This window comes from Haloglomus litoreum, assembly GCF_029338515.1.
Taxonomy (GTDB): Archaea; Halobacteriota; Halobacteria; order Halobacteriales; family Haloarculaceae; genus Haloglomus; species Haloglomus litoreum.
This window is the reverse complement of sequence record NZ_CP119988.1, coordinates 2937512-2954517: the sequence shown is the minus strand read 5'-3', so window position 1 is coordinate 2954517 and position 17006 is coordinate 2937512. Positions and strand designations below refer to the sequence as shown.

Sequence of the window (17006 nt, the reverse complement as noted above, 5' to 3'; positions counted from 1 at the left end):
GACGTTCGGTGGAACAGATGTCCCAACGGCGCCTCCACCCACTGCTGGTGCTGTTCGCGGTCGTACTCCTGACGGTGCCCTGGCTCCTCCTCCGAGGCCTCGGATTCGTCGCGTCGCTCCCGACGCTCGCCGTCATCGCGACCAGCGGCGTCGCGGTCATCGGGGCCGCGTTCGTCCTGACGTGGGGCGCGGAGACGGCGGAGATGGACGTCCCGCGCTCGTTCGCGCTCGCGGTGCTAGCCATCATCGCCGTCGCCCCCGAGTACGCCGTCGACGCGCTGTACGCGTTCGAAGCGGGGGCCGCACCGGGGACCGCAGCCTCCGAGAACGCCGCGAACCTCGCGGTGGCGAACATGACGGGTGCGAACCGCATCCTCGTCGGTCTCGGCTGGTCGCTCATCGCGCTCTACGCGGTGTACCGGGCCGGCACCGGCGGGCGCGAAGTCACCAGGCGCGAGGGACTGCTCTCGACCGCCGTCAGCCTCGAACGGCGCGTCAGCGTCGAGGTAGTGTTCCTGGGCGTGGCGACCGTCTACGCCTTCTTCATCCCGCTTAACGGCGGTATCGGAGCCGTCGACGCGATATTCCTCGTCGGCCTCTACGCCGCGTACGTGGTCGTCGTCCTCCGGAGCGAGACGACCCACGAGCCACAACTGGGCGTACCTGCCTACCTGCAGGGACTCCCCAGGGCACGCCGTATCGCCGCCATCCTCCTCATGTTCGCCTTCTCGGCGGCGGTCATCCTCCTCGCGGTGAAGCCCTTCGCGAAGGGGCTGGAGGTGCTGGGGCCACGGCTGGGCCTCTCGTCGTTCTTCATGATCCAGTGGGTCGCGCCGCTGGCCAGTGAGAGCCCGGAGTTCATCGCCACTGCCTACCTCGTCAACAAGGCCCGGACCACCGCGGCGTTCAACGCGCTCATCTCCTCGAAGCTGAACCAGTGGACGCTGCTCATCGGGACGCTCGTCGTCGTCTACAGCATCTCGCTCGGCTACTACGGCGTGCTCGAGTTCAACCAGAAGCAGGCGGGCGAGATCTGGCTCACCGCGGCCCAGAGTTTCTTCGCCATCACACTGCTCGTCGACTTCGAGATCACGGTCGGCGAGGCGCTGGCCCTGCTCGCGCTGTTCGGCCTCCAGTTCATCCCCTTCTTCGGGACCTACGAGGGACTGTTACTGTTCAGTGGCGTCTACATCGTCCTGGGAGTCGGAATCCTGGCCGTCCGGCGCCGGGCGGTGGTCGACCTCGTGCGGACGGCCAGAGAGTACGTCCTCCGGCCGACGGAGGCCGAGAGAGACCACGCAGGAGCCGACTGACGGGAACGTCGCGGGAACGGGCGGGACGGCTCTCCCCACAGCGGTCACTCGCCCTCGGGTAACGTGCCGCGCCGTCGCTTCGCGCGCCGGCGGTACTCCCCGTTCGGGTCCTCGGGGCTGAACGGCGCGGGGGCGGAGTTGACCGCCTCGGCACCGCACTCGGGACACTCGTCGCCGAGCGTGTACACCGGCCGGTCGTGGACCTCGCGCCAGTCGGAGCAGACGTGGATGTCGGATTTCACGCGAATCGTCGTGTTTCGAACGCAATATTCGGGATTCGATGCATATCGACGAGTCTATCGAAGAACGAGCAGTGTTACTCGTCGTCGGTGCGGCGTTCGCGGTGGAAATCACCGGTCCCGCCGGCGCTCTCGATGGCCTCGCGGGCCCGACCGGCGGCCTCCTCGAGCTGTGCCTCGGCGGTCTTGTAGTTCGGCGCCTGGACACGGATGCGGTACTCGGGTGCGCCGACGTAGGTCACCTCGAGGTCGATCTCGTCGGGGACCTCGCCGTTGCCCTCGGCGGCCTGGAGCGCCTGCCGGACGGTCTCGACGCCGGCCGGACCCGGCGCGCGCAGGTCGACGTAGCCCGTCACCTGCACGTACGGCACCGAGACGTTCTCGCGGGCGGTATCGACGATGGCGTCGGCGTCCTCCTCCGAGAGGTCCGTCGATTCGAGCGCCTCGTGGCCGTGGATGGCGGCCTGCTCGAAGCCGTCGTACAGCGAGCCGAACTCGGCGAACAGTGCGTTCGCCACCGTGGAGTACTGCTCGTCGCTCATGTCCTCGCCGAAGGCCAGCTCCATCCACTTCTCGGCCTTCTGCTCGGACTTCCACTCCTGGATCTTGTCGCTCCGCTGGTGGTCGTTGACGTCCTTGATGGAGAGGTCGATCTGCTGGGCGTCCTCGTCGACCTCGAGCACCTTGCAGACGACGCGCTCGTCGACGCCGACGTGGTCGCGGACGTTCTTGATCCAGCCGGAGGCGACCTCGCTGACGTGGACGAGCCCGCGCTTGTCCTCGTACTCCTCGAGGTCGACGAACACGCCGAAATCCTCGATCTCGTCGACCCGGCCGACGACGAGTTCCCCGGGTTCGGGATAGCCGCTGAATTGCATACGCGTGGCTAGCCCACAGGCGGGGATAAACCCACCGAGAGGCACGAGCGCGGGGCTCGCCTGTCCGTGCGGGTGGCCCTACCGCCGCAGCGAGAGGAAGACGAGGCCGACCATGAGCGCCATCCCGACGCTTGCGAGGATGAACGCCAGGCCGTCCGAGAGCCCGCTCTGGCGGAGCGAGACCACCGCGGTCAGGGTCACGGCCACGGCGGCCCCGGTCGCGACGACCCAGAACGCCCCCTGCCGGGCCAGCGACCGCCACCGGGACTCGTTCTCCCGTTCGTACTCCTCGAGCAACGTGTGGCCGCCCTCCTCGGCGCTCGCGGGGGCGTTGAGGATCTCGTCCGGGAGCGTCCCCGGCCCCTCGTCCCCTTCCTGGGTGTCGGCCGACTCGGCTCCCTCGACAGCCGTCTCGACGCCCTCGTCGGTCGCCTCGGGGCTGCTGGCATCCGTCCCGTCCCCATCCGGCGACTCGTCCATACCACCCACTCCCGCGGGCGGGGGAAAAACCGTTGCGGAGGAATGCCCGACCACCCGCCCCCCGGTTTGGAACGGGGGGCATCCGGCTGGCACCGTCGGGGAACGGGGGGTCCGGTCGGTGGCCCTGGAGGGCCGCCGTCGCGTCCGGTCCGGGCGTCCCTTGGGCAACGTTTACGGCGCAGTCGCGTGTTCCTCCGGCTGCTATGGCAGATATCGAGTCCACCACGACGAACGACTCGGGCTTCCACGCCCTGAGCCGTGTCGGCGACTTCGAGCTGAGTATCGACGCGACCACCGAGGAGGGTCCCTCCCCGAACGAGGTCCTCGTCGCGGACTACGCCTCCTGCTACACGTTCGCCTTCCGCGCCGGTGCCCAGCGAAACGACTACGACGACCTCGGCAAGATCCAGACGGACGCCTCCGCCGACCTCGACGACGAGGACGACCTGGAGTCCATCAGCTTCGACATCCACGTCGAGGCCGATCTCGACGAGGACGAACAGGACGAGCTGAAGGGGCTGGCTGACGACATCTGTCACGTCCACGCCGCGCTGCGTGAGGGTCTCCACGCCGACGTGAGCATCCACCCCGGCGCCGACCTGTAATCACCGACACCTCGCTCCGGGAGCGCCGTCTTCGCAAGTTCTATTGCCGGCTATCGGCTAGCCGGAGCCATGGACCTGCGCGTCATTGAGAACGAGGAGACCGAACTCTCCATCGAGATCGCCGGCGAGGACCACACCTTCATGAACGTCCTCAAGGAGGCCCTGCTGGAGACCGACGGGGTCGCCGCTGCGACCTACGACATGAACCCCGAGCAGTCCGGTGGTCAGACGGACCCCATCCTCACGATCAAGACCGAGGGTGGGACCGCCCCGCTGGACGCACTGGAGGCCGCCGCGAGGAACGTCAAGGACAAGACCGCCTCCTTCCGCGAGGCGTTCGAGGCCGCCGCGTAGACACCGGATCCCGCCCTTCGGGCTCCGTTTCTGCCGACGTCTCGGCGTTCATCTCCCGGTACACCAGCCGCCAGCCACCGCTCGGGGAGGTGCCGGCCTCAGGCATCGTCGGGCTCCTCGTCTCCCTCCGCGGTGCGGCGGGCGAGCCGCGCACAGCGCGGACAGCCGTCGCTGATGTCCTGTGTGGTCTCGAGGCCACAGGCCTCGCACCGCCAGTAGCGGTAGTCGAAGCGGCCGTAGCGGTCGTGGCCGGCGTGTGGGCCGGAGACCGCCGGGTCGCGCGCCGGTCCCTCCCGCGGCGCGGCGGGTTCGGCGTCGTGATCGTCGGCGGCTCGCGACACGGCGTCGCGGCGATGCTCCTCGTGCGGGCCCGCTCGTACGGGCGGGATGCGTGCGTCCATCGAGTCTGGTGTGTTCGGAGTGACTCGAACCGGGTGTTCGGGCGTTCGGTGGGCGGTACTGACGCCGCCGACGTCGGTGACGCCGCGACGACAGCTAGGCTCGGAACCCGACGGACATAAGCGGGCGCCGAGTGCGGAGTGGAAGTGAAAATCGGGTCGCTGTCGCTCCCGGAAACGGACGCCTCGGGGCTCTTACGGACACTTCCGCCGTCGACTGGAGTGGAAACGGCGGGCGGGCGCTGCCGGGCGGTTCCGGGCGGCCCGGATCGGGGGGTCCCGGATGCCGCCCCCCGCGGCCTCAGAGCCGGACGGGGACGCCGCGCTCGTCGAGGTAGCGCTTGACCTCGTCGATGGAGAACTCGTCGAAGTGGAAGATGCTGGCCGCCAGCGCCGCATCGGCGCCGGCCTCGGTGAAGACCTCGTAGGCGTCCTCCGGGCCGCCACAGCCCGAGGAGGCGATGACCGGCGTCGAGACGGCGTCGCACACGGCGCGGGTGAGTGGGATGTCGTAGCCGTCCTTCGTCCCGTCGGCGTCGATGGAGTTGACGAACAGCTCGCCGGCGCCGCGGTCCTCGGCCTCTTCGCTCCACGAGACCACGTCGATGCCGGTCCCCTCGCGGCCACCCTTGACGGTGCACTCGAACCAGCAGGACTCGCCGTCGACCTGGACGTAGTGCTCGCCCTGCTCGTCGAAGCGACGTCGGGCGTCGACGCTGATGACGACGGCCTGGCTGCCCACCGAGTCTGCACCCTCGGTGATGAGTTCCGGCCGTTCGAGGGCACCCGTGTTGATGGACACCTTGTCGGCGCCCGCGCGGAGCGTCTCCACGATGTCCGCTTTGGTGCGGATGCCGCCGCCGACGGTGAGCGGGATGAACACCTCGTCCGCGACCGCGGAGACGGTGTCCAGCATCGTCTCGCGGCCGTCGGCGGAGGCGGTGATGTCGAGGAAGACGAACTCGTCGGCGCCCGCACGGTTGTACGCCCGGGCCATCTCCACCGGGTCGCCCGTGTACTGCAGGTCCTCGAAGTTGACCCCCGTGTACACCTTCGCGTCGCCGTTCTCGTCCAGGTCCACGTCGATACAGGGGATGATGCGCTTGGTGAGGGTCATCGGATTCGATTGCTCGTGTCTGGAGGGTGTCGGGCAGGCGGTTTGACGGTGACGGTTGGGGTAGGAAGGAGGGGAGGCAGGCAGACAGTAAATCATCTGAAAACCATCAGAACATTCGATATATTTCCTATATTATTGTAATATGGATTTGGTTATAATATTATAATGTAAGATGAACTGGAAAGGGTGGGTTATCTCCCGAACCCCTCGGCCGCTGCACCGTCCGGGACCCGCTCGGCCTTCGGCCTCGCGTCGCCTGCGGCGACGGCTGTGCTCCTCGCTCGCTGTGGTGCTTGCCGGGTCCGGGACGGATGTAGCGGCCTCGCCTTCCGGAAGACTCCGTCTTCCGGCGTTCGCCTCGCTTCGCTCGGCTCATCTTCGGAAGTCCACCAGGACCGCACGTGGGTCAGTCTGGTCCGTGGGCCTCACGCCTCCCCAGCCGCCTGCGGTGCTCACTCTGTTGTCGCCGAAAATCGGAGATTTTCGGCATGACGAGACGTCGCTGCCGTCTCGAACCACCTCGTTCGCTCCGCTCACGAGGACCTCGCGCGCTTAGAGATGGTCGGCACCCGCCGTTGGTGCTCGCGGCCTGAAGCCGTTCACGGCGCTACGCGCCGTTCGCTCGGGGGACGGAGTCCCCCGCTGCTCGCGGGTGGCGGGTGCCGACCACCAGCGCGCGCCGGTCCGACTGACAGGGCTGCCACGCACCTGTCGAGCAGCTGGGTCGCCTGACTGGTTCCGAGAACAGGAAGCGCGCTCGCGCCCCTCCGGCGAACCCGCGACCGAAGGGAGCGTGGTGAGTCGCCCCGGCGGTCTCGTGAGCAAAGCGAACGAGATCTCGTCGGAGCTTGCTCCGACGGCGCGAGCGCGGGGAGGTTTGGGGCCGCTAGCGCTCCGCTGGAACCACCATGAGCGAATGCTCGATGCCACAGGCAACAGGACGGGACTGAAAGGGGCCGCCCGCCTCGACCCTCCCCCGACGAAGCAAGGACCGCAGGGAGCCACGCGACCGAGGACCGCAGCGAGTCGCGGGAGGTCGAGCGGGCGGGGGCTTTCTCCATGGTTCCGTCGTCGCTGTCGCAGATGAGGTCGCAGGGAGCGAGCGGCTCGAAAGAGGATCTACCAACGACCGAAGAGTCGAGGTGAAATCGGAAACCCCACCAGAATCCAGTGCTTCAGTCCAGATACGTCGAGACGTACGGGCCGTCCTGGAAGTAGCCCAGTTTCTCGCGGTAGTACTCTCGGACGCCGATCCCCGAGATGACCGAGAGCTTCGAGTAGCCGGCATCACGGGCACGCTGCTCGGCCTCGCGCAGCAGCTTCCGGCCGTAGCCCTGGTGCTGGTGCGAGCCGTCGCCACCATCGCCGGCCTGCCCGACGCCGACCTCGTTGCCGTAGACGTGCAGCTCCCGGACCAGCGCGGCGCCCTGTAGCTCCCGCCGAACCGGTGAATCCGGGAACCGCAACCGGCAGAACCCCACCAGCAGGTCCTGCTCGAAGTCCTCGTAGCTGATGAACTGCTCCGTGCCGCCGGCGGCCTCGTACTCGATGGTGTCCCGGGTCACGTTCTCGGGGGTCTCCTCGTTCATCCCGACCTCGCGACAGCGGATGCAGTTGCACTCCCAGCCGCGCTCGTCCATGACCTGCCACGCCAGCTGCCGGAGGTTGGACTTCTGGACCCCGGCCTCGATGTGGCCGGCGGGGATGTCGCGCTGGACGCGCTGGAGACGGACGTAGCGCGGCAACTCGTGCATCACCTCGGCGACGAGTTCCGCGGCGCGCTCGCTGGAGAGCGGCTCGAACTCGCCGCGGCGCCACATATCGTACGTGACGGTGTCGTCGACGACGAGCGTCGGGTAGATCTTCAGGTAGTCCGGGCGCCAGGCCGGATCGCTGAACAGCTGCCGGAAGTCCTCGACGACCATCCGCTCGCTCATGCCGGGCTGGCCGGGCATCGTGTGGAAGCCGACCTTGAACGCCGCATCGCGCAGGCGGCGGTTGGCGTCCATCGAGGCCTGGACGCCGTGGCCGCGGTGCATCTCGCGGTTGACGCGCTCGAAGGTGGTCTGCACTCCGACCTCGACCTTCGTTCCGCCGAGGGCGAGCATCCGGTTGACCTGCTCCGGGTCACACCAGTCGGGCTTCGTCTCGAACGTCACCCCGATGCAGCGCACGTCGCCCGTCTCGTTCTCGGCGATGACGTCCTCCAGGTAGCGGAACTCCGGCACCCCGTCGGGCGCGAAGCTCTCGGACTCCGAGGGCGTGGCCTCCGCCTCGGGGTCGAACTCGTTCATCGCCTCGAGCGCGCGCTTGACGAACCACTCCTGGTAGTCGTGCGAGCGGGCGGTCATCGTCCCGCCCATCACGATGAGTTCGACCTTGTCGACCGGGTGGCCGATCTTCCGGAGCTGGTTCAGCCGCAGGGTGACCTGCCCGTACGGGTCGTAGTCGTTCTGCTGGCCCCGCGCCGCGGCGGGCTCGTCGCCGGTGTAGCTCTGTGCGCTGGAGAACTCCGAGTCCGGCCCACCGGGGCAGTAGAGACACTGCCCGTGCGGGCAGTTGTGGGGGGCCGTCATCACCGCCACCGGCGAGACACCCGAGGCGGTCCGGACGGGCTTGCGCCGGAGCACCTGCTCCAGTTCCTCGCGGCGCTCCGGGATGGCGTCCATGATGTCGCTGTTCCGGGGGACCTTCGGCGCGCCGTGACGCGAGCAGGCGTCGAGCTTGGCGCTCTCGACCGCGTCGCGTTCGAGATCGCCCGCGAGGACGCGCTCGGCGAGTTCCTCGACGACGCGCTGGAACGCCTCGGTCTCCTCCGGGGGCACGTCGTCGTCGGTATCCGTACTCATCGGTCGCTGGTTGGTCGTGCTGGGTCGCGGCCGGGCAAACGCCTTCCGGTCCTCGGGGACCTCGCCACTAAGTAGCCGGCGCCGGACCGTCCGCCATGGAGTCCCTCCACGACCCGCAGACGCTCCTCGACACCCCCGGTGTGGCGTTCGACGAGGAGCGGACGGTCGACGACCCCGACGACTTCGCGTACTACGAGTCGCTGGCCGGGATGCTCGCGGTGGGCGTCACGAGCCACGATGGCGCGGTGCTGCTGATGGAGAGCCCGCACGGCTGGCGCCTCCCGTACGGCCCCGTCGAGGCCGGGGCGGACTGGCTGGCGGCCACACGCCGTATCGCCAGGCAGCTGACCGGCGAATCGGTCGATGCGGGCGGGGTCGAGCGCGTGACGCGACACGTCCGCGAACACGCCGACGACGAGGGCCGGGAGACGGTCACCCTCGACGTGGTCGTCGGCGCCGGCCCGGTCCCCGGCAGGCCGGTGGCCGAGGACCCGACGTTCGACCCCTGGGAGAACCTGACCGTGGCCTGGTTCGACACCGTCCCCGAGGACGCGTACCACGACCACGGTGACGCGGTGGCCGACATCCGGCGGTTCCTGGACTGAACGCCGCGGGGCGGCACATCGGACGGCTCCCAGCCGATTTTTGCACCCGGCGGACGAGCGTCGGGCCATGACCACCGAGGACGAACCCATCCCGCAGGGCGTGAGTCGCGAGACGCTCCTGGATATCCTCGCCGGCTGGTACGGGGCGGGCGCCGCCGAGGAACCGGTCCACACGGGCACGGTGGCCGAGCGCACGGGTCACCCGGACGCGACGGCCCGGCAGACGAGGTTCTTCGAGGCCATCGGCGCGCTCGAACCGGGCGACGACCAGCGACACCGCCTCACCGAGCGCGGGACACCCCTCGCGGCTGCACTCGCCGATGGCGAGGACGAACTCGCACGGGAACGCGCCTACGGCCTGCTCGCGGGCTGGCCACTCACGGTCCGTGCTCGCGACCTCCTGCGCGGCGACCCCCTCGCCGAGGACGAACTGCTTCCGCGCCTCGCGGCGTTCACGGACGCCGACCTCGATGCCTCGCGCGACCGCGTCGGGCTGCGGACGCTGCTGGACCTGTGGACCTGGGCCGGCGCCATCGACCGGACCGACGACGGCCTGTACCTGCCCGGACGCGTCGAGGGCGGCGTCGTGGGCGGTGCGAGGACCGGCGCCGCCGACGAGACGCTTCGCGTCGGCCTCGAACTCTCCGTGGACCTCGACGCCGAGCAGGTCGAGGACCTGGTCGCGGGGGTCAGGCGCGGCTTGGAGACCGGCGAGGACGCACGCATCGAGACCAGTCTCTCCGGCGCGGACGTGGCGGTCGGCACACCTGGTGACGGCGAGCACGCGGACGAGGAGGACTGACGCGTTACCGGCCGCCCTGCGCCACCGACGCCGGATACGCCACCGACAGCGCCCCGGGGACGACCTCGCAGTGGAGGTCCGTCAGGTCCGGGAGCGGCGTGCCGTCGATCTCGGCGGGGAGCGTCCCGTCCGGCGACCCGGTCCCGGCGCCCGCGCGCACGTCGAACGTCTCTCCGGTGAAGTAGTGGACCGCTGGGTGGTCGAGGTGGTTCCCCTCGCGGGCGGCCCGGGCGATTGCGAGCGCCTCGCGCCCGCCCACGGGCTCGAGGACGAGCGCGTGCAGGCACCCGTCGCCCGGGCGCGAGTCCGGCAACAGCCGCGTCGTGCCGCCGCGGTAGCGGCCGCCGCCGACGGCGACGAGCCGCGCGTCGCCGGCGAACAGCCGCTCGTCCGAACGGCCCACCCGGACGGCGACGGGGTCGGCGAACAGCGTCGCCGTCGCGGTCCCGAGCAGGTACGCCAACGGCCCCGGCAGCGCGCGGAACCGCTCCGCGCCGTCGAGCGCGTGCCGGAACAGCCCGACCGTCACGCCCAGCACGGAGTACCGCGCGTCGGTCGGCGGCTCGGTCTCCACCCGCGTCAGTTCGAGCGGCCGCGTGACGACGCCCTCGCCCAGTCGTGCCGCGAGTGCCCGCCAGTCCGCCTCGCCGTACAGGTGTCGGTAGACGCTGTTGCCACGGCCGGCGGGCACGACGAACAGCGGCGGCGGCTCCCGACCGGTCTCCTCGCGCCACGCGTACAGCGCGCTCGCGACCTCCCGGAGCGTGCCGTCGCCGCCGACGCTGACGAGCAGGTCCACCTCACCCGCGAGCGCCCGGGTCGCCCGGGGCACGTCGTCCGGCCCTCGGGTCACCTCCTCGTCGACCCCGTCGCCGTAGCGCGCCGCGAAGGTCCGTGCGAGGGTGCGCCCCTCGCCGTCGCCCGAGGTCGGATTGACGACCGCGCCGACCTGCTCGGGGGCGGTCGGCACGTCGCCGGCCCGCGCGACCGCGTCGGCCTTGTCCGTCATGGCGCCGGTTCCCCGTCGCCGGTCATGGCCCCAGCACCGCGTCCACGTCGGCCAGCGTGGCGTCGGTCTCGTGGACGTCGCGCACCTCGCGGGCGACGCGCTCGGCGTCGTCGCGGGCGGCGCCGCGGGCCAGCATCGCCTCGGAGAGCTTCCGGCGGGCGATGGCGCGGGTCTCGTCGAGCGCGCGACCGGCGAACCCGGGCGGGTGCTCGACCGTCTCACTGAACTCGCGGCCGTCGGCCAGCCGGACGGTGACGCGGGCCCCCATGGCCTTGTCCGCGCCCGAGAGGTCCTCGGGGAGCGGGCGCTTCCGGACGAACCGCAGGAGGGTCGGCAGGTTCTTCAGCGTCGTCACGGGCCCGACGCTCTTCGCCGCGTACGGGATGACCTTCCAGCCGACGCGCCGGAGCATCGCCCCCAGCGGCACCTCGGACTCCAGGGCACGCATCGTGAACGCGGGGTCGTGCTCGATGGACACGCGATCGGCCAGCTCCCAGACGGCCTCGTCACCCACCCGCTCCGGGCGTAGCTGGCGCGGCGTGTGTTCGCCGTCACGGAGCGCGACGGCCACGTTGTACGGGATGGAGAAGTTGAGCGAGGCGAGCGGGCTCTCCGTCCGGTCGGTGTACCGGCTCGCCAGGCTGTCGACCTCGTGGCTGAACAGCGAGCCATCGACGCGGATACCCGTGACCTGTGCGGTGAGCGGTGCCGCCGTGTCCGTCGCGGTCGCCGCGACCGCCTCCCGGACCCGTTTTCGGACCCGCAACGCCGCGTGGACCGGCGCGGTGACGTACGCACACCCTGGGTACGGCTTCACCGTCACGGCGCGGGTGTGCCAGCGCTCGCCCAGTCCGCCGAGGAACTCCGGGAGCGGGAGGTCCGAGAACTCGTCGAGGAATCCGTCCTCGGCCGTCACGACGTCCTCGTTCCCCGTCAGCCCGTTCCGTGCCGCGGAGACGGCCGACAGCCCGGCGAGCGTCGGCTCCGCCGCGGAGAGCACCTTCGCGTCCGACCCGAGGAAGTCGGGGACGAGCGGCCACGGCGGCTGGCCCAGCGCGATGGCGATGGCGTCGGCCAGCGTCTCGGCGTCGTCGCCCTCGACCACGCCGCGCGCGACGGCGGCGCCCACGCTGTGGACGTAGGCGGTCTGCTGCCCGCGGAACGGGCCGACGGCGGCCGCGCTCGCGATGCGCGCCGCGATCTCGTTGGCCGCGACGTGGCCCCGCAGCGCCCGCCGGCCCGGGTAGTCGAGGTCCGCCGCGTTGGCCTCCGCGAACAGGTACGGCACCAGCGCGGCGCTGTGGCCGGTGTGGCCGCCGAGGACGGTGTCGTCGAAGTCCATCGCCATCGCCAGCGCGGCCGTGCCGTAACACGCCCCCCGGACCGGCATCGGCCCGGCACCGGGGAGCGTCGCCGACGGCCCCCAGTCCTCGGGGAACTCGGCGCGCACGGTGTCGAGAATCCGGTCGCCGATGGGGTGGTCGAGCGTCCAGACCGCGGCGCCGACGGTGCTGGTCAACTGTGCGCCCGCTGCCCGCCGCACGGGCGCCGGGATGCGCCCGAACCGGAGGGTGGCCGCCCACTCGGCGGCCTCGGCCACGAACGGCAGGTCCTCCGCCTGGACCTCGACCGTGCCCGACTCATCGGCATCGGTGGCCCCGTCCTCCGTCCGGGTCGCGGCGCCGTCGGTGGCGTCGGCCGACATCAGCCGGTCCTCCTGCCGTCTCCCCGTTCGGTCGTGGTAGCGCGTCGCATACGGACCGGTGCAGGGAGAGCGACTAATCGGTGTCGGTCGGGGGGCAGGGGGTACCGGCCGAGTCCCGGGGCCCGACCACCGTCCGGCGGTGATGGGCGGTATCCGTTCAGACGGTCTCGAGGTGGATCCTGACCGACCCCTCGGTGTTCCCCGACTCGAGCTCGCCGCCGGCACGCTCGACGAGCACGTCCGCGACCGAGAGCCCGACGTCGCTGCCCGGGCCGCCGAGCAACTGGTCGCCGCCGTCGGTCGACGCCTCCCCGGGCGCCGTGATGTTGACCACGACGCCTCCCTCGTCGAGCGCCGCCGAGACGGTCGCCCGGCCCCCGGAGGTGAGCGCGTCGTTCAACAGCACGCTGATGGCCTCGCCCAGGGCCGGGGACGAGCGGACGCTGACCTCGGGGAGTGGCTCGGCCAGGGACACCGCGTCGTCGCTGCGGGTCGCGCGGATCCGCTCGACCTCGCCGCGGAGGAGCCGCGGGAGGTCGACCTCGCCGGGTGGGTCGTCGTCGGGACCCGCGATGGTGCTGACCTGCTCGACGAGCGTCACGATCTCCTGGCCGCGGACGTGCGCGTCCTCGAGGTCGGCGGCGACCCCGGGCTCCTGGGTCTGCTCGCGTGCGAGGTCGACCTTCGCCAGGAGGACGTTCATCCCGTTGAGGAGGTGGTGGCGGAGGAGGCGGTTGAGGTGGTCGAGCTTCTCGCGCTCGCGCTCCAGTTCGCGCTTCTTCCGGTCCGCCCAGATCTCGTAGAAGCCGATGCCGAACCCGGCCAGCGCCCCGCTGACGACGGTGCTCGTGATGACGAACACCGGCTGGTCGATGACGTAGCCCTCGCGCTGGAGGAACAGCGCCAGCCCCCCGAGCGACCCGATGCCGGCCATCCCGGCGACGCTCCACTCCAGCATCCGGGTCGCGGTGCCGTCGTCGAGGTCGTCCGTGAACGCCACCCAGATGCCGGCGACGACGAGGCCGACGGCGAGGAACGAGGGGAGGACCGTCCCCAGCGTGACGGTCAGCCAGCTCTCCGTCGGGTCGTAGGCGCTCCAGATGACGAGCATCCCGATGATGCCCAGCACCGACAGGAGCGACGCGCTCACGACCCGGTGGGCCCCCTTCATCGTCTGAGATACGATATTCCCCGGGTAAAACCGGAGCGGGTGTTATCACAGCGTGAAAACGCTCCCGTCATCCCACCTCCGGCGCTCCGCTACAGTCGCTCCCCGCGGTCGGCCGCCCGGACGACGACCGTGTCGGCCGCCAGGTCCCCGAGCCGCTGTTGCTCGTCGGTGAGGTAGATGGCGACGAGCCCGACGATGTAGAACACGGGCAGGACGTCGACCAGCCGGAGGACGTTCCGGATGGCCGCGTCGGTGTACTCGCACGGTTCACCCCGCTCGGTGACCACGACCAGCCCCAGCAGATGCTTGCCCACCGTCTTCCCGTACGTCCCCTCGAAGACGATGAAGTAGATGAGGAGGAGGAGCCCCGTCAGGCCGCCTCCGAACTCGGTCGGGAGGCCGAACGCGCCCGCCAGGAGCCCACCGAGGACGGCGACGAGGATCGCATCGACGACGAACGCGCCGACGCGGCGCAACACCACCTCGTCCTGCGTTCCCATCTGCGGCTTCGGTCGCTCGAACAGCGCCATGTGGCGGCGTGCGTGACGACCCGATATAAACCCCGGCAGGTCCGTCCGACGCGTGTCGGCCCCGGTGCTCGGCTCCGGGGGCCCGGTGGGTGCCGGTTCCGCCGCGGCGGCGGTCGTTCGCGTGTGCCGCCTCACCGCAGAACCGCTTTGAGGGCGGGCGGTCTCTCTGGACCCATGCGACGACAGTTGCGCCGGCGACAGTTCCTGGGCGCGCTCGGGGCCGCCGGTGTCACGGGGCTCGCGGGCTGTACGGGGGACGGGGCCGACGGCGGTGGTGGCGGTGGCGGCGCCGGCCCGGGCGACGGCTCGGGCGGCGGTGACGGCGGAGGCGGCGATGCCACGCCGACGCCTGCAGGGACGCCGTGGACCCTCCCCGACCACGACTCGCTGACGGGGCTGGATGGCCAGCCCGTGCTCGGGCCGCCCCCGGGCGAGGCCCCGGGACTCGTGGTGGCGTTCGAGGACCCCTCGTGCACCATCTGCCAGCGGTTCGAGCGGAACACGTGGCCGGAGCTGGAGTCCGAACTCGTCGCCACCGGCAAGGTCAGCTTCGTCTACCGGGTGATGCCCATCACCTACCCGTGGGGGAAGCCGGCGACCCAGGCACTGGAGTCCACGTACGCGTTCGCCCGCGAGGCCGGGCAGGGCCGCGACGCACCGGCGTTCTGGGGCCTCAAGGACGCCTACTACGCCGAGCGCGACCGGTTCGCCTCGGGTGACACCCTCGCGGAGACGGAGGCGTACCTCGCCAGCGAGACGGACCTCGACGCCGAAGCCGTCGTGGCGGCCGCCCGCGAGAAGCGCCACGACGACGCCGTCCAGGCCGACCTCGCGGCCGGGAACGAGGCCGGCGTGAGCGCGACGCCGACGTTCTTCCTCTTCCGCGACGGCGAGTTCGAGACGACCATCCGGGGCGCACAGAGCTACAACGTCTTCGCCACGGCACTGGGGTTCTGATGGCGGGACGCACCATCTCGGGGCCCCGGTGGCTTCCGCGGCTCCCGACCAGACGCGACGACTGGCGACTGATGGGCCGGACCGCGCGACTCGTCCTCGGCGGGCCGGGCTACGCGGTCCTCGCGCTGGTCACGGGGGTCCTCGCGCTCTCGCTGTTCGTCTTCTCGCTCAATCTCCCCCTGGTCGGGTTCGCGCTCTCGCCCGGCCTCCCCCTCGCGGACCGCCTGACGCTGCTGGTCGAGCTGTACCCGTTCGTCGGGCCGGCGTTCGGCGTCGTGCAGGGACTCCTGCTCCTCGTCGTCGCCGCGCTGGTCGGCGTCGACGTGTCGATGGCCGTCTACCACGTCCGCGAGCACGACCTCTCGGCCGCGAGCGGGAGCGGCCTCGTCGGGGTGATCCTCGGGACGCTCGGCGCGGGTTGTGCGGCCTGCGGCTCGGCCGTGCTGGCCGGGCTCCTCTCCCTGCTCGGCATCGGGTCGCTGACGATCCTGCCCCTCGACGGCCTGGAGTTCGCCATCCTCGGGCTGGTGGCGGTCCTGCTGTCGATCTTCTGGCTGGCCGACGGGATGCGCGGCGGCGAGATCCGCGGCTGCCCGGTCGACCTGTAGCCGCTCGGTGCCGGGCGACGGCCACGCTGGTCCATCGGCCGGCCGTGCCCTCCAGCACCGGTCCGGTCGCGGGATTTTTCCCCGACCGACCCCGTGGCCGGATATGGAGCGACGGGAGCGGGCGTTCCGGGAGCTGGCGACGCTGGTCCGGGACCGGGAGCGGCCGTTCGTCGACCGCGTCCGGGAGGGACTGGAGCTGGGCTGTGTGGCGCTCGGCGTCGAGTACGGCGCGCTCGCTCGCGCCGACGGCGGGGAGCACACCGTCCTCGCGGTCGCCACGCGCGGCGACGCGCCGGGCGCGCCCGGTGACAGTCGACCCCTCGGTGAGACCTTCTGCGAGCTACCGGTCACGGACCGCGAGACGGTGGGGTTCGGCCACCCGGATGACGGGCCGCCGGGGGTGGGTGACCGCGCGGCCCACACGACGGACGGCTTCTCCTGCTACGTCGGCGCGCCGGTCACCGTCGACGAGCGGGTGTACGGCACCTGCTGTTTCGCCGACCGGGAGCCCCGGGAGGCGTTCGCCGACTGGGAGCGGGAACTGGTGGGCTCGCTGGCGGCCTGGATGAGCGACGGGCTCACCGCGCGGGCACGGAAGCTGGCGCTGGCCTCGGAGAGCGACCGGCTCGACGGCTTCACCGCCATGATCGACCACGACATCCGGGAGCCCCTCTCGACCGCGCGCGGCCACGCACAGCTGGCACACGAGGCTGCGACCGAGGCCGACGCCGCCGAGGTGACCCCACACACCGAGGCGACCGTGACCGCCCTCTCCCGCACCGAGCGGCTGGTGGCCGACCTGCTCCGGCTCGGGAGCGACTCCGAGCGCGCGGGCGGCGCCGGTCCGGTGGACGTCCGTGCCGTGGCCGAACACGCCTGGGCCGAGGTGACAACGGACGACACGATGGCCCGGCTGACGACCGAGCCCGGCGTCCGGGTCCCGGCGGACGAGTCGCTGCTGAAGCGGCTGCTGGCGGAGACGTTCCGGTTCTGTCTGGAGACCGGCGACGACGCACTCGAGGTCACTGTGGGCTCGCTGGGCGACCGCCCGGGCTTCTACGTCGCCGACGACGGCACGGGCTTCCCCGGCGAGAGCGGTGACCGCCCGGCCGGGGACTCGGTCGGGCTCGACAGCATCGAACGCATCGCCGCCGCGCACGACTGGACGGTCACGGCCGGCCTGAGCGCCGACGGCGGCCTCCGTGTCGAGGTGGAGACCGACGAGGGCATCTGGCCGGCGTCCGAGATGACCGGCCACGCCGAGGAGGGGACCGCGCCGGTCGCGACCCTCGTCGAGGAGTGGTCCGACGACGGCTCGGAGTCCGGGTCGGACGCCGGCCCCGACTCCGCAACCGATTCGGGGCTGGAGTCCGGGGGCTGACCGGG

General features: G+C 71.1%; 18 protein-coding genes. 8 read left to right on the top strand and 10 right to left on the bottom strand.

Annotated elements, in window-relative coordinates; all coding sequences use genetic code 11:
• Nucleotides 1-17 precede the first annotated feature (17 nt).
• Nucleotides 18-1313 (top strand): sodium:calcium antiporter, encoded by a 1296-nt coding sequence (locus P2T62_RS14740; RefSeq protein WP_276257833.1) that lies wholly within the window; start codon nt 18-20, stop codon nt 1311-1313.
• A gap of 44 nt (nt 1314-1357) precedes the next feature.
• On the opposite strand, the gene P2T62_RS14735 is transcribed toward P2T62_RS14740, so the two are convergent.
• The 3 genes from P2T62_RS14735 to P2T62_RS14725 form a co-directional block, all read right to left on the bottom strand.
• Nucleotides 1358-1555, bottom strand: coding sequence for an RNA-protein complex protein Nop10 (locus tag P2T62_RS14735; protein ID WP_276257832.1), 198 nt, complete (start codon nt 1553-1555; stop codon nt 1358-1360).
• Nucleotides 1556-1629: 74 nt separating this feature from the next.
• Entirely contained in the window at nt 1630-2430 is an 801-nt protein-coding gene (locus P2T62_RS14730; RefSeq protein ID WP_276257831.1) for a translation initiation factor IF-2 subunit alpha, read from the bottom strand.
• A gap of 78 nt (nt 2431-2508) precedes the next feature.
• Entirely contained in the window at nt 2509-2910 is a 402-nt protein-coding gene (locus P2T62_RS14725; RefSeq protein WP_276257830.1) for a hypothetical protein, read from the bottom strand.
• Nucleotides 2911-3113: 203 nt separating this feature from the next.
• Here P2T62_RS14725 and P2T62_RS14720 point away from each other — a divergent pair, with 203 nt between their 5' ends.
• Nucleotides 3114-3515, top strand: coding sequence for an OsmC family protein (locus tag P2T62_RS14720; protein WP_276257829.1), 402 nt, complete (start codon nt 3114-3116; stop codon nt 3513-3515).
• A gap of 69 nt (nt 3516-3584) precedes the next feature.
• Nucleotides 3585-3869: a DNA-directed RNA polymerase subunit L gene (locus P2T62_RS14715; RefSeq protein WP_276257828.1), complete on the top strand. Its 285-nt coding sequence runs from the start codon at nt 3585-3587 to the stop codon at nt 3867-3869.
• 98 nt (nt 3870-3967) lie between these two features.
• Here P2T62_RS14715 and P2T62_RS14710 read toward each other — a convergent pair whose 3' ends face one another.
• From P2T62_RS14710 to P2T62_RS14700, 3 genes are all read right to left on the bottom strand, one after another.
• Complete coding sequence (locus tag P2T62_RS14710) at nt 3968-4270, bottom strand: DUF8118 domain-containing protein (protein WP_276257827.1); 303 nt, start codon at nt 4268-4270, stop codon at nt 3968-3970.
• A gap of 298 nt (nt 4271-4568) precedes the next feature.
• Complete coding sequence (gene hisF, locus P2T62_RS14705) at nt 4569-5384, bottom strand: imidazole glycerol phosphate synthase subunit HisF (protein ID WP_276257826.1); 816 nt, start codon at nt 5382-5384, stop codon at nt 4569-4571.
• 1175 nt (nt 5385-6559) lie between these two features.
• On the bottom strand, nt 6560-8233 hold the full coding sequence (locus P2T62_RS14700; protein WP_276257825.1) for a tRNA uridine(34) 5-carboxymethylaminomethyl modification radical SAM/GNAT enzyme Elp3: 1674 nt from the start codon (nt 8231-8233) through the stop codon (nt 6560-6562).
• Between the two features lie 95 nt (nt 8234-8328).
• On the opposite strand from P2T62_RS14700, the gene P2T62_RS14695 reads away from it, so the two are divergent.
• Complete coding sequence (locus P2T62_RS14695) at nt 8329-8838, top strand: NUDIX hydrolase (RefSeq protein ID WP_276257824.1); 510 nt, start codon at nt 8329-8331, stop codon at nt 8836-8838.
• 67 nt (nt 8839-8905) lie between these two features.
• Nucleotides 8906-9640 carry a hypothetical protein gene (locus P2T62_RS14690; RefSeq protein ID WP_276257823.1) on the top strand — a complete coding sequence of 245 codons (735 nt, stop codon included), beginning with the start codon at nt 8906-8908 and terminating at the stop codon, nt 9638-9640.
• Between the two features lie 4 nt (nt 9641-9644).
• On the opposite strand, the gene P2T62_RS14685 is transcribed toward P2T62_RS14690, so the two are convergent.
• The 4 genes from P2T62_RS14685 to P2T62_RS14670 all read right to left on the bottom strand — a co-directional run bounded on the left by P2T62_RS14685 (nt 9645) and on the right by P2T62_RS14670 (nt 14055).
• Entirely contained in the window at nt 9645-10649 is a 1005-nt protein-coding gene (locus P2T62_RS14685; protein ID WP_276257822.1) for a diacylglycerol/lipid kinase family protein, read from the bottom strand.
• Nucleotides 10650-10671: 22 nt separating this feature from the next.
• Entirely contained in the window at nt 10672-12354 is a 1683-nt protein-coding gene (locus P2T62_RS14680; RefSeq protein WP_276257821.1) for an MmgE/PrpD family protein, read from the bottom strand.
• Nucleotides 12355-12511: 157 nt separating this feature from the next.
• The gene (locus P2T62_RS14675; RefSeq protein WP_276257820.1) at nt 12512-13525 is read right to left on the bottom strand and encodes a hypothetical protein; all 1014 of its coding nucleotides are present in this window, start codon (nt 13523-13525) and stop codon (nt 12512-12514) included.
• Between the two features lie 89 nt (nt 13526-13614).
• The gene (locus P2T62_RS14670) at nt 13615-14055 is read right to left on the bottom strand and encodes an RDD family protein (protein WP_276257819.1); all 441 of its coding nucleotides are present in this window, start codon (nt 14053-14055) and stop codon (nt 13615-13617) included.
• Nucleotides 14056-14229: 174 nt separating this feature from the next.
• Between P2T62_RS14670 and P2T62_RS14665 the strand changes: the two genes are divergently transcribed.
• From P2T62_RS14665 to P2T62_RS14655, 3 genes are all read left to right on the top strand, one after another.
• Nucleotides 14230-15012 (top strand): DsbA family protein, encoded by a 783-nt coding sequence (locus tag P2T62_RS14665; protein ID WP_276257818.1) that lies wholly within the window; start codon nt 14230-14232, stop codon nt 15010-15012.
• On the top strand, nt 15012-15620 hold the full coding sequence (locus P2T62_RS14660) for a hypothetical protein (RefSeq protein WP_276257817.1): 609 nt from the start codon (nt 15012-15014) through the stop codon (nt 15618-15620). Before P2T62_RS14665 ends, P2T62_RS14660 begins: the two co-directional genes overlap by 1 nt.
• Nucleotides 15621-15723: 103 nt before the next feature.
• Complete coding sequence (locus P2T62_RS14655; protein WP_276257816.1) at nt 15724-17001, top strand: sensor histidine kinase; 1278 nt, start codon at nt 15724-15726, stop codon at nt 16999-17001.
• Nucleotides 17002-17006: the final 5 nt, after the last annotated feature.